Source organism: Glacieibacterium frigidum, from assembly GCF_007097155.1.
In the GTDB taxonomy this organism is placed as follows: Bacteria; Pseudomonadota; Alphaproteobacteria; order Sphingomonadales; family Sphingomonadaceae; genus Glacieibacterium; species Glacieibacterium frigidum.
Genome location: NZ_VJWA01000001.1, coordinates 286829 through 301709, shown reverse-complemented (window position 1 = coordinate 301709; position 14881 = coordinate 286829). Strand labels below are relative to the sequence as shown.

General features: G+C 70.1%; 13 protein-coding genes and 1 pseudogene. 6 read left to right on the top strand and 8 right to left on the bottom strand.

Features of this window, described 5'->3' with window-relative positions; genetic code table 11:
* The first annotated feature begins 10 nt into the window (after positions 1-10).
* Positions 11-2020, top strand: coding sequence for a TonB-dependent receptor (locus FMM06_RS01405; RefSeq protein WP_143554438.1), 2010 nt, complete (start codon positions 11-13; stop codon positions 2018-2020).
* A 72-nt stretch (positions 2021-2092) separates the two neighbouring features.
* On the top strand, positions 2093-3997 hold the full coding sequence (locus FMM06_RS01400) for a porin family protein (RefSeq protein WP_143554437.1): 1905 nt from the start codon (positions 2093-2095) through the stop codon (positions 3995-3997).
* Here the strand turns inward: FMM06_RS01400 and FMM06_RS01395 are convergent, their stop codons facing one another.
* Both FMM06_RS01395 and FMM06_RS01390 read right to left on the bottom strand, forming a co-directional pair.
* Positions 3998-4648 carry an NrsF family protein gene (locus FMM06_RS01395; protein WP_143554436.1) on the bottom strand — a complete coding sequence of 217 codons (651 nt, stop codon included), beginning with the start codon at positions 4646-4648 and terminating at the stop codon, positions 3998-4000.
* Complete coding sequence (locus tag FMM06_RS01390) at positions 4638-5183, bottom strand: sigma-70 family RNA polymerase sigma factor (protein ID WP_143554435.1); 546 nt, start codon at positions 5181-5183, stop codon at positions 4638-4640. The genes FMM06_RS01395 and FMM06_RS01390 overlap by 11 nt, the downstream gene beginning before the upstream one ends.
* 572 nt (positions 5184-5755) lie before the next feature.
* Between FMM06_RS01390 and FMM06_RS17385 the strand changes: the two are divergent.
* Positions 5756-5857 (top strand): annotated as a pseudogene (locus tag FMM06_RS17385) (PEPxxWA-CTERM sorting domain-containing protein); the annotation flags it as partial.
* 46 nt (positions 5858-5903) lie between these two features.
* Here the strand turns inward: FMM06_RS17385 and FMM06_RS01380 are convergent.
* From FMM06_RS01380 to FMM06_RS01370, 3 genes are all read right to left on the bottom strand, one after another.
* Positions 5904-6689 carry a molybdopterin-dependent oxidoreductase gene (locus FMM06_RS01380; protein WP_143554433.1) on the bottom strand — a complete coding sequence of 262 codons (786 nt, stop codon included), beginning with the start codon at positions 6687-6689 and terminating at the stop codon, positions 5904-5906.
* Complete coding sequence (locus tag FMM06_RS01375; protein WP_143554432.1) at positions 6686-7552, bottom strand: cytochrome b/b6 domain-containing protein; 867 nt, start codon at positions 7550-7552, stop codon at positions 6686-6688. The genes FMM06_RS01380 and FMM06_RS01375 overlap by 4 nt, the downstream gene beginning before the upstream one ends.
* A gap of 97 nt (positions 7553-7649) precedes the next feature.
* Positions 7650-8318, bottom strand: a complete 669-nt coding sequence (locus tag FMM06_RS01370; protein ID WP_407925179.1) for a DUF1223 domain-containing protein — start codon at positions 8316-8318, stop codon at positions 7650-7652.
* A 135-nt stretch (positions 8319-8453) separates the two neighbouring features.
* Between FMM06_RS01370 and FMM06_RS01365 the strand changes: the two genes are divergently transcribed.
* Positions 8454-9560 (top strand): FG-GAP-like repeat-containing protein, encoded by a 1107-nt coding sequence (locus tag FMM06_RS01365; RefSeq protein ID WP_143554430.1) that lies wholly within the window; start codon positions 8454-8456, stop codon positions 9558-9560.
* Positions 9561-9679: 119 nt separating this feature from the next.
* Positions 9680-10288 (top strand): Npun_F0296 family exosortase-dependent surface protein, encoded by a 609-nt coding sequence (locus tag FMM06_RS01360; protein WP_185964991.1) that lies wholly within the window; start codon positions 9680-9682, stop codon positions 10286-10288.
* A 19-nt stretch (positions 10289-10307) separates the two neighbouring features.
* Here the strand turns inward: FMM06_RS01360 and FMM06_RS01355 are convergent, their stop codons facing one another.
* Positions 10308-11744, bottom strand: coding sequence for an AMP nucleosidase (locus tag FMM06_RS01355; RefSeq protein WP_143554428.1), 1437 nt, complete (start codon positions 11742-11744; stop codon positions 10308-10310).
* 40 nt (positions 11745-11784) lie between these two features.
* Positions 11785-12252, bottom strand: a complete 468-nt coding sequence (locus FMM06_RS01350) for a DUF1203 domain-containing protein (RefSeq protein WP_143554427.1) — start codon at positions 12250-12252, stop codon at positions 11785-11787.
* A 118-nt stretch (positions 12253-12370) separates the two neighbouring features.
* Here FMM06_RS01350 and FMM06_RS01345 point away from each other — a divergent pair, with 118 nt between their 5' ends.
* Positions 12371-13516, top strand: coding sequence for an acyl-CoA dehydrogenase family protein (locus tag FMM06_RS01345; protein WP_143554426.1), 1146 nt, complete (start codon positions 12371-12373; stop codon positions 13514-13516).
* Here the strand turns inward: FMM06_RS01345 and FMM06_RS01340 are convergent.
* On the bottom strand, positions 13513-14835 hold the full coding sequence (locus FMM06_RS01340; RefSeq protein WP_143554425.1) for a cystathionine gamma-synthase family protein: 1323 nt from the start codon (positions 14833-14835) through the stop codon (positions 13513-13515). The two genes, FMM06_RS01345 and FMM06_RS01340, sit on opposite strands and share 4 nt — an antisense overlap.
* Between the last annotated feature and the right edge of the window lie 46 nt (positions 14836-14881).

Here is a 14881-nt window from a genome sequence, read left to right as displayed (position 1 = left end):
AGGGGGCCCGATGCCTGTTGCTTTGCCTGCCGAGATCGTCGTCACCGGAACCGCGCTGCCCGCGCCCGCGGGGGCCGCGGCGTACGGCAGCACGATCATCGACCGCGAACGCCTGACCAGTGAGGCGTCGGGCCGGCTGGAGAACGTCCTGCGCGACGTCGCGGGCGTGCAGCAGTTCCGCCGCACCGACAGCCGCGCCGCCAACCCGACGAGCCAGGGCGTGACGCTGCGCGCACTCGGCGGCAACGCGTCGAGCCGTGCGCTGGTGCTGCTCGACGGCGTGCCCCAGGCCGATCCCTTCGCGGGCTTCGTGCCCTTCGCGGCGCTCGACCCTGAGCGCCTGAGCGCGGTCCGCATCACGCGCGGCGGCGGCGCAGGCGCGTTCGGCGCGGGTGCGGTGGCAGGCACCGTCGAGCTGTTCAGCGCGGGCCTTGCCGACATCGACGGCCTGACCGCGCGCGCGGCGTACGGGTCGCGCGACTCGGCGGAGCTTGCCGCCACCGGCGCCGCGGCGCTCGGCGCGGGGTTCGTGACGATCAGCGCGCGGCATGACCGCGGCGACGGCTATATCCTGATCCCCCGCGACCAGCGCGGCAACATCGACGTGCCCGCGCGCTACCGCTCGACGAGCGTCGCGTTGCGCGGCGTCGCGCCGCTCGACGAGACGACCGAACTGCAGGCCAGCGGCGCGATCTTCGACGATTCGCGGCTGCGCGGCATCGTCGGCACCGAGTCGAGCAGCCAGGGCGCGGACGCGTCCCTACGCGTCGTCGGACGCGGCACCTGGGGGTTCGAGGCGCTGGCGTACATTCAGGCGCGGCGCTTCACCTCGGGCTTCGTCGCGGTCGGGGCGGGCCGCGCCAGTGCGACGCCGTCGCTCGACCAGTACAACACGCCAGCCACGGGCCTCGGCGGCAAGATCGAGCTGCGTCCGCCCGTCGGCGACGCGCACGACGTCCAGATCGGTGCCGATGTCCGCGACGCGCGCGGCACGACGCGCGAGCGCTTCCGTTTCCAGAACGGCGCCTTCACCCGCGCCCGCGACGCCGGCGGCGGCACGCGCGTCGCGGGGCTGTTCGCCGAGGACAGCTGGCGCGTCCGCGAGGGCGTCGTGCTGACCGGCGGCGTCCGCGTCGACCGCTGGACGATCACCGAGGGCCGCCTGATCGAGACCGAACTCGGCACCGGTGCGGGCGTCACGTCGATCCGTACGGCGCAGCGCAGCGGCTGGGAGCCGACCGCGCGCGGCGGCATCGTCTGGACGCCCGTCACCAGCCTCGACCTGCGCGGGGCGGCGTATCGCGGCTTCCGCCTACCGACCCCAAACGAACTGTACCGCCCGTTCCGCGTCGGGGCGGATGCGACGGCCGCCAACCCCGGTCTCGGCCTCGAGAAGCTGACGGGCGTCGAGGCCGGCATCGACTGGCGTCCGCTGGCGACCGCGCGGATCGGCCTGACCGCCTATGCCAACCGCCTGAAGGGCGCGATCGCCAACGTCACCGAGGGGCGCGGGCCCGGCACCTTCGATCAGGTCGGCTTCGTCGCCGCGGGCGGCGCCTACCGCGTCCGCCGCAACGTCGATGCGGTGCGCGTCCGCGGCGTCGAGGCGACCGCGGCACTGACGCTCGCCGACTGGAGCCTCAGCGGCTCCGCGAGCTACGCCGACGCGCGCGTCCGCGCCTCGGGGACGGCGATCGAGCTCGACGGCCGCCGCCCGGCGCAGTCGCCGACCTTCGGCGCGAGCGCGACCCTGGGCTGGGAGCCGGCGTTCGGCGGGGCGTCCCTCACGCTGCGCCACGTCGCGGGCCAGTACGACGACGACCTCGAGTCGCGCCGCCTGCCCCCCGCGACCACCCTCGACGGCGTCGTCCGCCTGAAGGTCGGAAAGGGCGTCGAGGTCGAGGCGCGCGCCGAGAATGTCTTCGATACGCGCGTCGTCGCCGGCATCGCGGCGGACGGCACGCGCGACATCGCGACGCCGCGCACCCTGTGGCTGGGCCTGCGCTTCGCCTCGCGCTGACCGTTACGTAGCCGTTCACTTGCCATACAGCCTTGCGTGTCATACCAGCCTAACACGGTTGGGGAGGGTGGCATGCGGGTTTTGGTTGCGGCGGCGCTGTTGTCGACGAGTGGAGCGGCCTGGGCGCAGCGGGCGGACGACAACGCCGCGCGCGAGGCCGACGATGCTTTCGGCAAGTCGGTCGGCAATGAGCGGGTCGGCATCTACAACCCCTTCGACGTGCGCGGTTTCTCGCCCGTCGACGCGGGCAATGTCCGCCTTGAAGGCCTGTATTTCGATCAGCAGACCGACCTGACCGATCGGCTCGTCGACGGTTCGACGGTACGCGTCGGCCTGTCGGCGCAGAGCTATCCCTTCCCCGCGCCGACCGGCATCGCCGACTATGCGCTGCGCCGCCCCGGCGACAAAAGGCTGGTCAGCCCGGTGGTCGTCGTCGGCCCCTATGGCGGCTGGTCGGCCGAGTTCGACGCGCAGGTGCCGCTGGCCAAGGACAGCCTGGGCGTTGCGTTCGGCGCCGGCCTGTACCGCAGCCACGAGCATTTCGGCGCCACGCCGAAGTATTTCTCGTTGTCCGTCGCGCCGCGCTGGACGCCGGCGCCGGGCGTCGAGCTGGTCGCCTTCTACTCGCGCATCCGCAACACCTCCGAGGAGCCCCAGCCGCTCGTCTTCACCAGCGGCGACTTCCTGCCGCCCAAGATCGCGCGCCGAAATTACTACGGCCAGAGCTGGGCCAGGAATGCCGGGACGGGGCAGAACTACGGCGTGACCGGCAGCTGGACGACCGGGCCGTGGAGCCTGCGCGCCGGGCTGTTCCGCTCGACCTACGATCTCGATTCGGGCTTCACCGCGCTGTTCACCGGCGTCGATCAGGCGGGGCGCGGCGAGGAGATCCTGATCGCCAGCGAAGGCAACCGCTCGGCCTCGACCTCGGGCGAGGTCCGGCTGGCACGCACCTTCGACGAGGGGCCCCGCCGCCACACGCTGACCGCCTCGCTCCGCGGTCGCGACAGCCAGCGCAGCTATGGCGGCGACCAGGTCCTCGACCTCGGCCCGATCGTCATCGGCGAGGCCGACCCGGTTCCCAGGCCGGTGCTCAGCTTCGGCGCCAAGTCGCGAGATACCATCCGCCAGGGCACCGTGGGCCTCGCCTACGGCGTCAACTGGGCGCGCGTCGGCGAGGTCTCGGTCGGCGTCCAGAAGACCGATTACCGCAAGACCAGCGCCGAGCCGGGGCGCACGCTGCCCGCCTCGACCGACAGTCCGTGGCTGATCAACGCCACCGCTGCGGCGAACCTGTCGCGCTCCATCGTCGTTTATGCCGGCTTCACGCGCGGGCTCGAGGAAAGCCCCGGCGCCCCCGACAATGCGGTCAACCGCAACGACGCGCCGCCCGCGATCCGCACGCGCCAGTACGACGCCGGCATACGCTGGGCGATTCGCCCCGACCTGAAGCTGGTCGCGGGCGTGTTCGAGGTGACCAAGCCCTTCTACGACCTCAACCCCGCCGACGTGTTCGAGGAGGTGGGCACGGTGCGCAATCGCGGTATCGAGCTGTCGCTGGCGGGCACGCTGGCGAAGGGCCTCAACCTCGTCGCGGGCACGGTGTTTCTCGATCCCGTCGTCACCGGCGCGGCACGCGACCGCGGCGAGCTCGGCAGGCGGCCGGTCGCGGCGATCCTGCGCAACAGCTTCGCCTCGCTCGACTATCGGTTCCCGGACAGCGGTTTCTCGCTCGACGCGGTCGCTGAATCGACCGGCAAGCGCGTCGCCAACAGCGAGAACAGCTTCTTCGTCGCGCCGCGGGCCGTGCTGTCGCTGGGCGGCCGCTACCGCTTCAAGGCGGGCGACACGCCGGTCACGGTGCGCGCGCAGGTCGGCAACGTCTTCGACAATTACGGCTTTGGCGTCGGTGGCGGCGGCCTGATCGTCTACAACCTGCCCCGCCGCCTGACGATCACCGCGGCGGCAGATATCTGATTACCAGCGCAACCAGCGCGTCAGGACCAGTGCGCCCGCGCCCGCGCCGATCAGCAGCGCGAGGCCGTACCATGTGACGACGTACAGCGGGTCGTCGTGCGGGCAACTCCACACGAAGCCCGCCGCACCCCAGGCCGCGCCGCACAGGCCCGCCGCCACCGCTGCGGCGCGCGGGCGGGCCGGGGCACCACGCCGCGCCACGACGAAGGCTGCGAGCCAGACGGGCAGCGCATAGGCCTCGACGATCGCGACGCAGTGCAGCCCCGCGCGCCAGTCGAGCGTCTCCGCCAGCCGCGCCGGCATCGCGCCCGCCGCCCAGAGCGCCGCGCCCGCGATCACCGCACCGCCGAGGCTCAGCCACAGCCAGCGCCGCCCGGCACCGGGCCGCGCGGCAGGCGACACCAGCACCAGCAGTGCTCCTGCCGCCGCGACCGCGACGCCCGCGCAGCCGACCAGCTTCCACCAGAACATCGGCCCCGTCATCGCGCTCGAGAGGTCGGGCCGCGCCGGCATCATCGCGAGGATCAGCGCGAGTTCGGCGAGCATCACCGCGGCGAGCAGCGCCACGCCGTGCCACGCGCGGTGCGGACGCACGGGCTCCAGATCGCCAACCAGCCGATCGACGATCAGTGAAGGGTGCTCAGTCGCCATCGTCGTCGTCCCGATATCCTTCGACCCGTGCCATCAGCTTCGCCATGCCGCGATGGATGTTGACCTTGACCAGCGACGGCGACTGACCCGTCGCCGCTGCCGCCTCCTCGATCGACAGGCCGTCGAGCTTGACCAGCCTGATCGCCGTCGCCTGCGCCGGCTTGAGCGTCGCCAGCAGGTCGCCCAGCACGCGCGCCGAGACGATCCCGTCGCCGTGATCGCCGACGCTCAGTCCTTCGGGCAGTTCTTCGGTGCGAGTCGACTTCAGGTTACGCAGCCGGTCGATCCATTTGTAGCGGGCGATCCCCGCCAGCCACGGTCCGAACGGCCGTGACGGATCCCAGCTGGCGCGCTTGCTATGGACCGCGACCAGCGCCTCCTGCACCGCGTCGTCGACCATGTCGGGCGGCAGGCGGCGGCGATAGTAGCGCGCCAGCCAGACCTGCACCTCGTCGAGCAGCAGGCGATAGGCGTGCCGGTCGCCGCCCTGCGCGGCGATCATCAGCCGCGCCCAGACCTCGGCAGGCGCGTTCAATCACGCCTCCATTGATCTAGGTTAATGAGTCTGAAGATTCCCGATTGACCGGCCGGTCGTTCCGGGTCAGCCTCCAATAGCGGGGTAACAACGTTGCTTAACAGAGGGATATGAACATGAAGATCGCACTTGCCGCGCTGGCTCTGATCATCGCTACGCCGTCGCTCGCCGATACCGTCGTCATCAACGGCGATACCACCGGCGGCTCGACCTATAATCGTCCGTTGGCCGGTACGCCGCCGAGTTCGCTGTCGGGCGTCGGCACCGCCGTGCGTTACGATACGACGGCGTTCAGCGTCTCGTCGGCGGGCAGCTACACCTTCACCGCGGTGACGCCGGGTAGCTATGACGGCTTCCTGACGCTCTATTCGGGCAGCTTCGATCCCGGCAACGCCCTCGCCAATGCAATCGTCGCCAACGACGACATCAACGGCGGGAATTTCAACACGTCGGGCTTCACCGCCAACCTGCTCGCGGGCACGTCCTATTTCGCGGTCCAGACGGGCTTCGATAATCTCGATTTCGGCAGCTATGTGCTGACCATTGCCGGTCCCGGCACGATCAGCGTCGGCGGTGCCGTGCCCGAGCCTGCGGCCTGGGCGCTGATGATCGGCGGCTTCGGTCTGGTCGGCAACGCCATGCGCCGTCGTCGCCCCGTCACGGTTACGGCCTGATCCGGCAGGCACGGTCCGCGCCGGGGGCGCGGGCCGTGCCTGTTTCTCAGATGCCCGCATACCATTCGTAGCCGCGGTCTTCCCAATAGCCGCCCTTGCCGAGCTCCATGTTGGCAAAGCTCTCGACCACCTCGATCCGCTGCACATATTTGGCGTGCTTGTAGCCGAGCTGGCGTTCGACGCGCAGGCGAATCGGCGCGCCATAGGCGACCGGCAGCGGCGCGCCGTTCATCCGCGTCGCCAGGATGGACTGAGGGTGGAAGGCGTCGACCAGGTCGATACTCTCGTAATACATACCGCTCGACTGCATTCCGCCCTTCGAGATTTCGCCGCTATATTTGTCGGCGCAGTGGAAGACGACGTAGCGCGCGTTGGGCTTGAGCCCGACCGTCTTGAGCAAGGTGCCCAGCTGCGGCCCCGCCCATTCGCCGATCGCGCTCCACCCCTCGACGCAGTCGTGCCGCGTGATCTGGGTGCGCGCCGGCAGGCGGCGCAGGTCCGCCAGGCTGATGTCCGCCGGCCGCTCGACGAGGCCGTCGATCTTCAGCCGCCAGTTGGCGAAGCCGGCGCGGGCGTGCGCACGATACGCCTCGTCGTCGGGATCGACCGAGCCGTTGGCTTTGAACACCGGCGACAGGTCGGCGCGCGTATATTCGGTCGCCAGCGCGTCGCGGCCGATCAGCCGCTGCCAGCGATAGGTCGCCTCTTCCGCGCTGCGCACGACATTGGTGATGCCCGGCGAACGGGTCAGCGCGTCGCAGCCGCTGAGCAGTACGCTGCCTCCCAGCGCACCGGTGGTCAGCAGCCCGCGGCGGGTCAGGATGCGGCTCATGCGCTCTTCTCCGGATCGATGCGGAAGCGGCCGGTGATCATCGAGCGGATCTCGTTGTACGGCCCCGCCAGCATGACCATCAGGATGTGGACGAGGGTGAACCCGACCGTCAGCACCATGCAGATGAAGTGGATCGACCGCGCGCTCTGCCGCCCGCCGAACAGCTCGATCAGCCAGCCCGTCGTCGCCCCCATCGACGGCGACATCGCCAGCCCCGTCAGCACGAGCAGCGGCAGCACGACGAGCGCAGTGCCCGCGTAGCTGAGCTTTTGCAGGATGTGATAGCGCTTGGCGTCCTCGCCCTTGGGGAACTTCAGCTTCGCGTGGGTGACGATGTCGTGCCAGATGTTCGACACGCGCAGCTCCCTCAGGCGCGGCAGCAGGTCGTGGCGCAGATGCCCCGACCAGAGGCCGAAGCCGATGTAGAGCAGCCCGTTCAGGATGAAGATCCAGGCGAAGAAGAAGTGCCAGTTGCGCGCCGTCGCCAGGTCGCGGACGCTGGGGAAGGTCGACCAGGACGGGAAGCCCTGCGCCAGCGGCTGCCCGCCGGGTCCGCCGGCGACGCCGAGCACGCCCGTGGTGTCCACCGTCACCGGTCCGACGCGCGTCATGCCGCGCGGTTCACCCCCTGCACCCTGCACCGCGCCGATCGCGAGCCACTGGCCGCGCGTGTCGGTCGTCGCGCCCGCCTCGCCCCAGTACAGCGCCGGGTGCGCGTTGAAGATGTTGAGCCCGGTGCCGATCAGAAAGGCGATGGCGAGCGCGTTGACCCAGTGCGTGATGCGCGTCGCCAGCGCGTGACGCTTGAACAGATAGGGCGCCGCCGGCGGTGCGGGAATGTCGGGTGCTGCCATCGTCGCCATCGGTAGTCCCCTGTCCATCGTGATGCGACCGACGCCGATCCTAGCATGACCGTGACCATCGCACCGCCCAAGCCGGCGTCTTTCGAAATCTTGCGGCTCAGCCGCGCGCCGCCGCGAGGATCGGGCCGCCCTGCGGTGCCTGCACCAGGATCGCCGTCGACAGGCTTGCGGGCGCCGGCGGCAGCTTGAACGACGCCGCCGCGCCCGACCAGCGGCCGAGACGCGTCAGGTCGCGGACGATGTTGCGGTGGGGCAAGGTGCGGCCGCCGTTCTCGCCGGCCTTGATCGCCACCTCCTGCGTGCGCGGGTCGTAGCGCACCAGCCAGACATCGGCGGGCACCGCGGTCTTCGCCGCCGCGATGCTGACGGTGCCGCCCGCGACGGTCAGCGCGGGGCCGGCGACACGCGGCGTCGCGGCGATCAGCGAAGCGAGTGGCGCGGCCTTGGTCCCAGTGATGTCGGCGCGGCCGTTGATCACCACCTGCGGCGTCCAGACCTGAGTGTGGCGCAGGCCCTTGGCATAGTCCCACTGGCGCTGCGTATTCGCGGCGCTGGCAAAGCGGTCCTTCCAGCCGAGCTGGTCCCAATAGGTCACCGCATAGCTGAGCGCGAGCACGTCGGGGCGGCTGGCGATCAGCGCGTTGACGTTGGCGTTGGCGGGCGGGCACGACGAGCAGCCCTGGCTCTGGAACAGTTCGACGACCGTCAGCGGTGCCGCCGTCGCGGGCGCGCTCAGCAGGGCAGCGGCAAGCAGGGTGCGGATCACGGGCGTCATCTCCGGTCGAAGTCTCGAAACGGCATTCGCGCCGGCGGGCGCGCCGGTTACACCTGCGCATCTTGTCGCTGACTGCACCGCCCTGTCGTGCTATGCGCCACCGAAACAAAGGCAGGGGAATCGTTGATGAAGACCGTATTTCTTCTGGGCGCCGCACTGTGCGCTGTGCCGGTCGTGGCAGCGCCGCGCGAGTCGCCGGTCGGCTTTGCGGTCGGTACCGCATCGGGACCCAACGCCCGCGTCCGGGCCTTCGACGGCAGCACCGGTGCGCCGTTGCGCGACGTCCGCGCGGGCGATGCCCAGGCCACCGGCGGCGTCCGCGTCGCGCTCGGCGACATCAACGGCGACGGGGCCGCCGATGTGGTCGTCGGTGCAGGCCCGGGCGGCGCACCCACCGTCCAGGCGATCGACGGCGCGACCGGCGACACGCTGCTGGCATTCCAGGCCTATGAAGGGTTCACCGGCGGCGTCTATGTCGCGGCGGGCGATCTCGACGGCGACGGCCGCGCCGACGTGGTGACCGGTGCCGGTGCCGGCGGCGCCCCGAACGTCAAGGTGTTCGACGGCAGCACCGGCAGTGTCGAGCAGAACTTCTTCGCCTACGAATTCGGCTTCATGGGCGGTGTCTCCGTCGCGGTCGGCGATTTCGGTGGCGACGGACGCGACGACATCATCGTCGCCCCGGCAACCGGCGACGGCTTCGTCAGGATCTTCGACGGCGTGACCAACGACCTGCTCGCCCAGTTCCGCGGGTTCGACGGCCCCCAGAACGGCATGTCGCTCGCGGTCGGGCGTTTCGAGGGTGTCGCGGCGCTCATCCTCGGTGCCGGGAGCGACGTTGCCCCGCAGGTCCGGGTGTTCGCCCTGTCCGACCTGTCGCTCCTCGATGCCTTTCTCGCGTTCGACCCCAGCTTCCGGGGCGGCGTCAACGTCGCCGCGGGCCGCGCCAACGGCCGCGACACGCTGTTCGCCGCAATGGCGTCGCAGGGCGGCACGCTGGTCCAGTACAACGTCAGCGGGCGGCGCGGTGGTGGCGACACGTTGCGCAGCTTCGACGATGCGATCGGGGTGGGCATCAGCAGCCAGCCCTTCGGCCCGGATTACATGGGCGGGCTGGTCGTCAGCGGCTTCCCCGCGGCCGCGGTACCCGAGCCCGGCGTCTGGCTGCAGCTGATCCTCGGCTTCGGGCTTGCGGGCTCGCTCCTGCGCGCGCGGCGTGCGGCGAAGGTCTGACACAAACTGTTAACCAGGGTTTACACTTTCGATAGGTGGCGACGCTGCCTTCCACGGTGAAGCATCTGGCACGGAGTCTGCATGAGGCCATGGGTATTGGTTTTCTGGAGTCCCGTTCGATGAAGCAGCTTCTCACGGCGTTCGCACTGCTCGGCATGGCCGCTCCCGCGGCCGCGGTCGTCACCGTCAGCTATGGCGCAGTCCCGGCCTATGTCACCGGCACCGTCGTCGAGACCTTCGATGTCGCGCCGCCCGCGCCGTCGACCTCGGTGCAGAGCTTCACCAGCGCGGTCGGCACCTACACCGGCGTCAACGTCAATGATTACGGGTTCGGCAACGGCACGATCTACGCCGGCGCCTACAGCAACGTCGGCATCGATTCGACGGGCTCGTACACGCTGAGCCTCGCTGCGCCGACGACCTATTTCGGCCTGCTGATCACCTCGTCGGACCCCAGCAACACGATTCAGTTCTACGACGGTGCGTCGCTGGTCTACAGCTACACGGTCGGCAGCAACTTCAGCGGTTCGAGCTTCGTCAACTTCGCCTTCAGCGGCGCCGACGACTTCGATTCGATCGTCTTCACGGCTGCGTCGGGCACCGGCTTCGAGAGCGACAACCACACCATCGGCGCGATCCCCGAGCCTGCGACCTGGGCGATGATGATCACCGGCTTCGGCCTCGTCGGCGTCGCCCGTCGTCGCCGCCGCTCGGCGGTCGCTGCCTGAACCGTACGCGGGCCGCCGTTCAGCGGAACGGCGGCTCGTCGAAGGCGCGGAGCTTGCGGCTGTGCAGCCGTGCACCCGCCGCGCGCAGGCGGTCGACCGCTTCGATGCCGATGTTCAGGTGCTCGCTGATCGCGCCTTCGTAGAAGCGGTTGGCCTGGCCGGGCAGCTTGATCTCGCCGTGCAGCGGCTTGTCCGACACGCACAGCAGGGTGCCGTAGGGAACGCGGAAGCGGTAGCCCTGCGCGGCGATGGTCGCCGACTCCATGTCGACCGCGACGGCGCGGCTCTGGTTGAAGCGTAGCGCCGAGCGGCTGAAGCGCAGTTCCCAGTTGCGGTCGTCGGTGGTCACCACAGTGCCGGTACGCAGCCGGGGTTTCAGCGTCTCGCCGTGTGCGCCGGTGACGGCCTCGGCGGCTTCCTGCAGCGCCTGCTGGACCTCGGCGATTGCGGGCACGGGGATCTCGGGCGGCAGCACGTCGTCGAGGACATGGTCGTCGCGCAGATAGGCGTGCGCCAGCACATAATCGCCGATCGCCTGGCTGGGCCGCAGCCCGCCGCAATGGCCGATCATCAGCCACGCCTCGGGCCGCAGCACCGCGAGATGGTCGCAGATCGTCTTCGCATTCGCCGGCCCGACGCCGATGTTGACTAGCGTGATCCCGGCGCGGCCCGGCGCGGTCAGGTGATAGGCGGGCATCTGGTGCCGCCGCCACGCCCCGTCGGCGATGGCGCGCGCGGGGTCGGGGTCGTCCTGGCCGATGACCGTGCCGCCGCTGCATGACAGCGTCTCGTAGAACGACCCGTCCTTGAGCTGCGCGCAGCCCCAGCGCACGAATTCGTCGACGTAGCGGTGGTAGTTGGTGAGCAGGACGTACTGCTGGAAATCATCCGCCGGGGTGCCGGTGTAGTGCTTGAGGCGCGCCAGGCTGAAATCGGTGCGCGCCGCGTCGAACAGCGCCAGCGGCCGCTCTACGTTGAGCGACGCGTCCCACAGACCGTCGGGCAGCTCGTCGCCGATATGGCTGAGGTCGGTGGTCGGGAAATGCCGCGCCAGCTCGATCGCCGCGGTCGCGTCGAGGCGCAGGTCGTCGGCGCCGTCGAGGACGTAGGGGTAAGGGATCTCGACGCTCGACCGCTCGACGTCGATGTCGACGTCGTAATCGGCGGTCAGCAGGTCGAGCTGATCGATCAGATAGTCGCGGAACAGCTCGGGATGGGTGATCGTCGCGCTGTAGCGGCCGGGCCGCGTCAGCCGTGCATAGGCCCGCATCATCCGCGGCGCGCCGCCGCCGCGATAGGTGAGGGTCAGCGCCGGATAGGCGAAATCCCCCGCCGCGCGCGCCGCCGGGTCAGGCGGCGTGCCGGTCTCGACATAGTCGCGCAGCGCAGCGCGCAACGCCTGCGTCGCGGCGGTGTGGATGGTGGTCAGGCGGTCGACGATGTGTGCGGAGGTCATGACCGCCTATAGCCGCACCCACGTGACGGCGCAAAGTCGGTCAGGCGGCGACGGCGCGCGCGAGGAAACAGCCCGGGCGCGCACTGTGCAGGTCGACATGCGCGGTGCTCGCATCGTTCAGCCAGGCGTCGAGTGTCTCCGCGACCGCTGCGCCCTCGACGACATCGGCCCGGGTCATCATCCCCGCGGCGTCGAAGGCGCGCGCCGAGATCAGGCGGCGCTCGATGTACGGCGGCACGCTGCCCGGGGCCGGCTCGGCGCGCACCGCGTGCCTGCCGACATAGATTGCGTGGCGGCTGCGGTACGGCGACGCGACGGGGAGGTGTTCGTAGTTGAGCAGCAACAGCTCTTCGCCGGTCGCGGCGTCGGCCAGGCTGACCCGGCACGGGAAGCCGGTGTCGCTGGTCGCGGTCGCCCGCACGATGTCGCGCGCCGCCAGCTCGGCGTCGGACAGCGCGAACAGCGGCACGAACGGCGCGGGGTCGAGGGCGAGGATGCGGAAGGTCATGGCAGGGGGCTCCGGTTGGACGCCGCCTGCCTAGGCTTGCGGCGCGGAGCCGTCTGGCGACTTTCGGACGCGGCATCCGGTGGGTGACGGCGCGCGGCCGACGCGATAGGAAGCGGCCATGCAATTCGACCTGACCGACGACCAGCGCGAAATCCAGGAGGTGGCGCGGCGCTTCACCGCCGACCGCATCACGCCGTTTGCGGCGAAATGGGACGAGGAGCACATCTTCCCCCGCGACACGATCCGCGAGGCGGCGGCACTCGGCTTCGGGTCGATCTACGTGTCGGAGGCCAGCGGCGGCATCGGGCTCGGCCGCATGGAGGCGGCGCTGATCATGGAGGCGATGGCCTATGGCTGCCCCAGCACCTCCGCGTTCATCTCGATCCACAACATGGCGGCGTGGATGATCGACAGCTTCGGCGACGCCGACGTCAAGGCGCGCTACCTGCCCAGCCTCGTGCCGATGGACCGCATCGCGAGCTATTGCCTGACCGAGCCGGGCTCGGGCTCCGACGCCGCGGCGCTGCGCACCACGGCGATCCGCGACGGCGACGATTATGTCGTGACCGGCAGCAAGGCGTTCATCTCGGGCGCCGGCGCGAACGAAGTCTATGTCACGATGGTACGCACCGGCGAGCCGGGCCCGCGCGGCATCTCGTGCCTTGTCATCGACAAGGATATGCCCGGCGTCAGCTTCGGCGCGCCCGAACGCAAGCTGGGCTGGCATTCGCAGCCGACCGCGCAGGTCAATTTCGACGGCGTCCGCGTGCCCGTCGCGAACCGGCTGGGGGCCGAGGGCGAAGGCTTCAAGATCGCCATGTCCGGCCTCGACGGCGGCCGCCTCAACATCGGCGCGTGCTCACTCGGCGGCGGGCAGCGCGCGCTCGACGAGGCGATCGCCTACACGCGCCAGCGCAGCCAGTTCGGCAAGGCGGTGGCCGACTTCCAGGCGACGCAGTTCAAGCTGGCGGACATGGAAACCGACCTGCAGGCGGCGCGCACGCTGCTCTATGCCGCCGCCGCGAAGGTCAGCGCCGGGGCGCCCGACAAGACAAAGTTCGCCGCGATGGCCAAGCGCCTCGCTACCGACACCGGAAGCGCGGTGGCTAACCATGCGCTGCAGCTGCACGGCGGCTACGGCTATCTGATGGACTATCCGGTCGAGCGGCTGTTCCGCGACCTGCGCGTCCACCAGATCCTCGAAGGCACCAACGAGATCATGCGCGTCATCATCGCCCGCGAGCTGCTGCGCGAGACCAATTAGACCGCGTCGAGCGCCCGTTCGAAGTCGGCCACCAGGTCCTGCGCGTTCTCGACGCCGATCGACACGCGCACCAGGCTGTCGGTGATGCCGAGCTCGGCCTTGCGCGCCGGGGGCACCGACAGATGGGTCATCGCTGCCGGGTGCGACGCGAGGCTTTCGGTACCGCCCAGGCTGACCGCCAGCTTGACGAGGCGCAGATTGTCGAGGAGCCGGAACGCCTCCGCTTCGCCGCCCTTGACGATGACCGAGAAGGTCGACCCCGCACCGAGGCAGTGGCGCGTGTAGATGTCGTGCTGGCGGCTGCCGGGCTCGAGAAACCCGAGGTAGCCGACACGCTCGACCTTGGGATGATCGCGCAGGAAGGCGCACACCGTCGCGGCATTCTCGCCGGCGCGCGACATGCGCAGCTCGAGCGTCTCGAGTGACCGCAGCAGCATCCAGGCGGTGTGCGGGTCGGTGATCGTGCCGATCGTGTTGCGCATCATGCGGACCGGCAGCAGCGCCGCCTTGGACCCGACGCAGCCGCCCGCAACCAGGTCGCTGTGCCCGCCGACGTACTTGGTCAGCGAATAGATCACGAGGTCGGCGCCCTGCCGCCCCGGCTGCGCCCAGATCGGGCCCAGGAAGGTGTTGTCGATGATGATCGGCGGCAGGTCGTCGCCGCCGCCCAGCACCGCAGCGCGCGCGTCGCGCACCGCCTCGACGTCGACAAGCGCGTTGGTCGGGTTCGCCGGGCTTTCGAGGTAGATCGCCGCGATCCGCCCCTTGGCCTTCGCCGCGTGCATCACCGCCTCGATCTCGGGCTGCGTCGCGCCGGCCGGGAAATCGAGCCAGGTGACGCCGAGCTTGCCGAGGATGCGGCCGATCAGCGTCTCGGTCGCGGCGTACAGCGGCGCCGAATGGACGATCACGTCACCCGGCTTGACGAGCGCGAGGAAGGTCGTCGCGATCGCCGACATGCCGCTGCTGAAGGCGAGGGCTTCTTCCGCATCCTCCCACAGCGCCAGCCGCTGCTCGAGGATTTCCTGGTTGGGACCGTTGAAGCGGCCATAAACGAGGCCCTCCGACCCGCCTGGGCGGACGCCGGTCACGCCTTCGAAGAAGCGCTTCCCGTCGGCGGCGCTCTCGAACACGAAGGTCGAGGTGAGGAAGATCGGGGGCTTCAGCGACCCCTCGCTGAGCGTCGGGTCGAAGCCGTAGCCCATCATCAGGGTGGAGGGGTGCAGCTTGCGGTTGCCGATGCTGCGCGCCTGCTGGGCGACCTTGCGGCGGCGGCCGGGAACGCCGGTCAGGTCGGCTTCGTCTGGGGTGTCGGTCATGGGCGTCCTTTAGGCCAGACCGCCTCGCGGCGATAGCTGGCGTCCG

Bases quoted from the DNA above. Each gene is read 5' to 3' on its own strand.
- FMM06_RS01395 (WP_143554436.1), bottom strand. From the start codon at position 4,648: ATGGCGACTGAGCACCCTTCACTGATCGTCGATCGGCTGGTTGGCGAT.
- FMM06_RS01340 (WP_143554425.1), bottom strand. From the start codon at position 14,835: ATGACCGACACCCCAGACGAAGCCGACCTGACCGGCGTTCCCGGCCGC.
- FMM06_RS01365 (WP_143554430.1), top strand. From the start codon at position 8,454: ATGAAGACCGTATTTCTTCTGGGCGCCGCACTGTGCGCTGTGCCGGTC.
- FMM06_RS01345 (WP_143554426.1), top strand. From the start codon at position 12,371: ATGCAATTCGACCTGACCGACGACCAGCGCGAAATCCAGGAGGTGGCG.
- FMM06_RS01400 (WP_143554437.1), top strand. From the start codon at position 2,093: ATGCGGGTTTTGGTTGCGGCGGCGCTGTTGTCGACGAGTGGAGCGGCC.
- FMM06_RS01350 (WP_143554427.1), bottom strand. From the start codon at position 12,252: ATGACCTTCCGCATCCTCGCCCTCGACCCCGCGCCGTTCGTGCCGCTG.
- FMM06_RS01360 (WP_185964991.1), top strand. From the start codon at position 9,680: ATGAAGCAGCTTCTCACGGCGTTCGCACTGCTCGGCATGGCCGCTCCC.
- FMM06_RS01380 (WP_143554433.1), bottom strand. From the start codon at position 6,689: ATGAGCCGCATCCTGACCCGCCGCGGGCTGCTGACCACCGGTGCGCTG.
- FMM06_RS01375 (WP_143554432.1), bottom strand. From the start codon at position 7,552: ATGGCGACGATGGCAGCACCCGACATTCCCGCACCGCCGGCGGCGCCC.
- FMM06_RS01355 (WP_143554428.1), bottom strand. From the start codon at position 11,744: ATGACCTCCGCACACATCGTCGACCGCCTGACCACCATCCACACCGCC.
- FMM06_RS01405 (WP_143554438.1), top strand. From the start codon at position 11: ATGCCTGTTGCTTTGCCTGCCGAGATCGTCGTCACCGGAACCGCGCTG.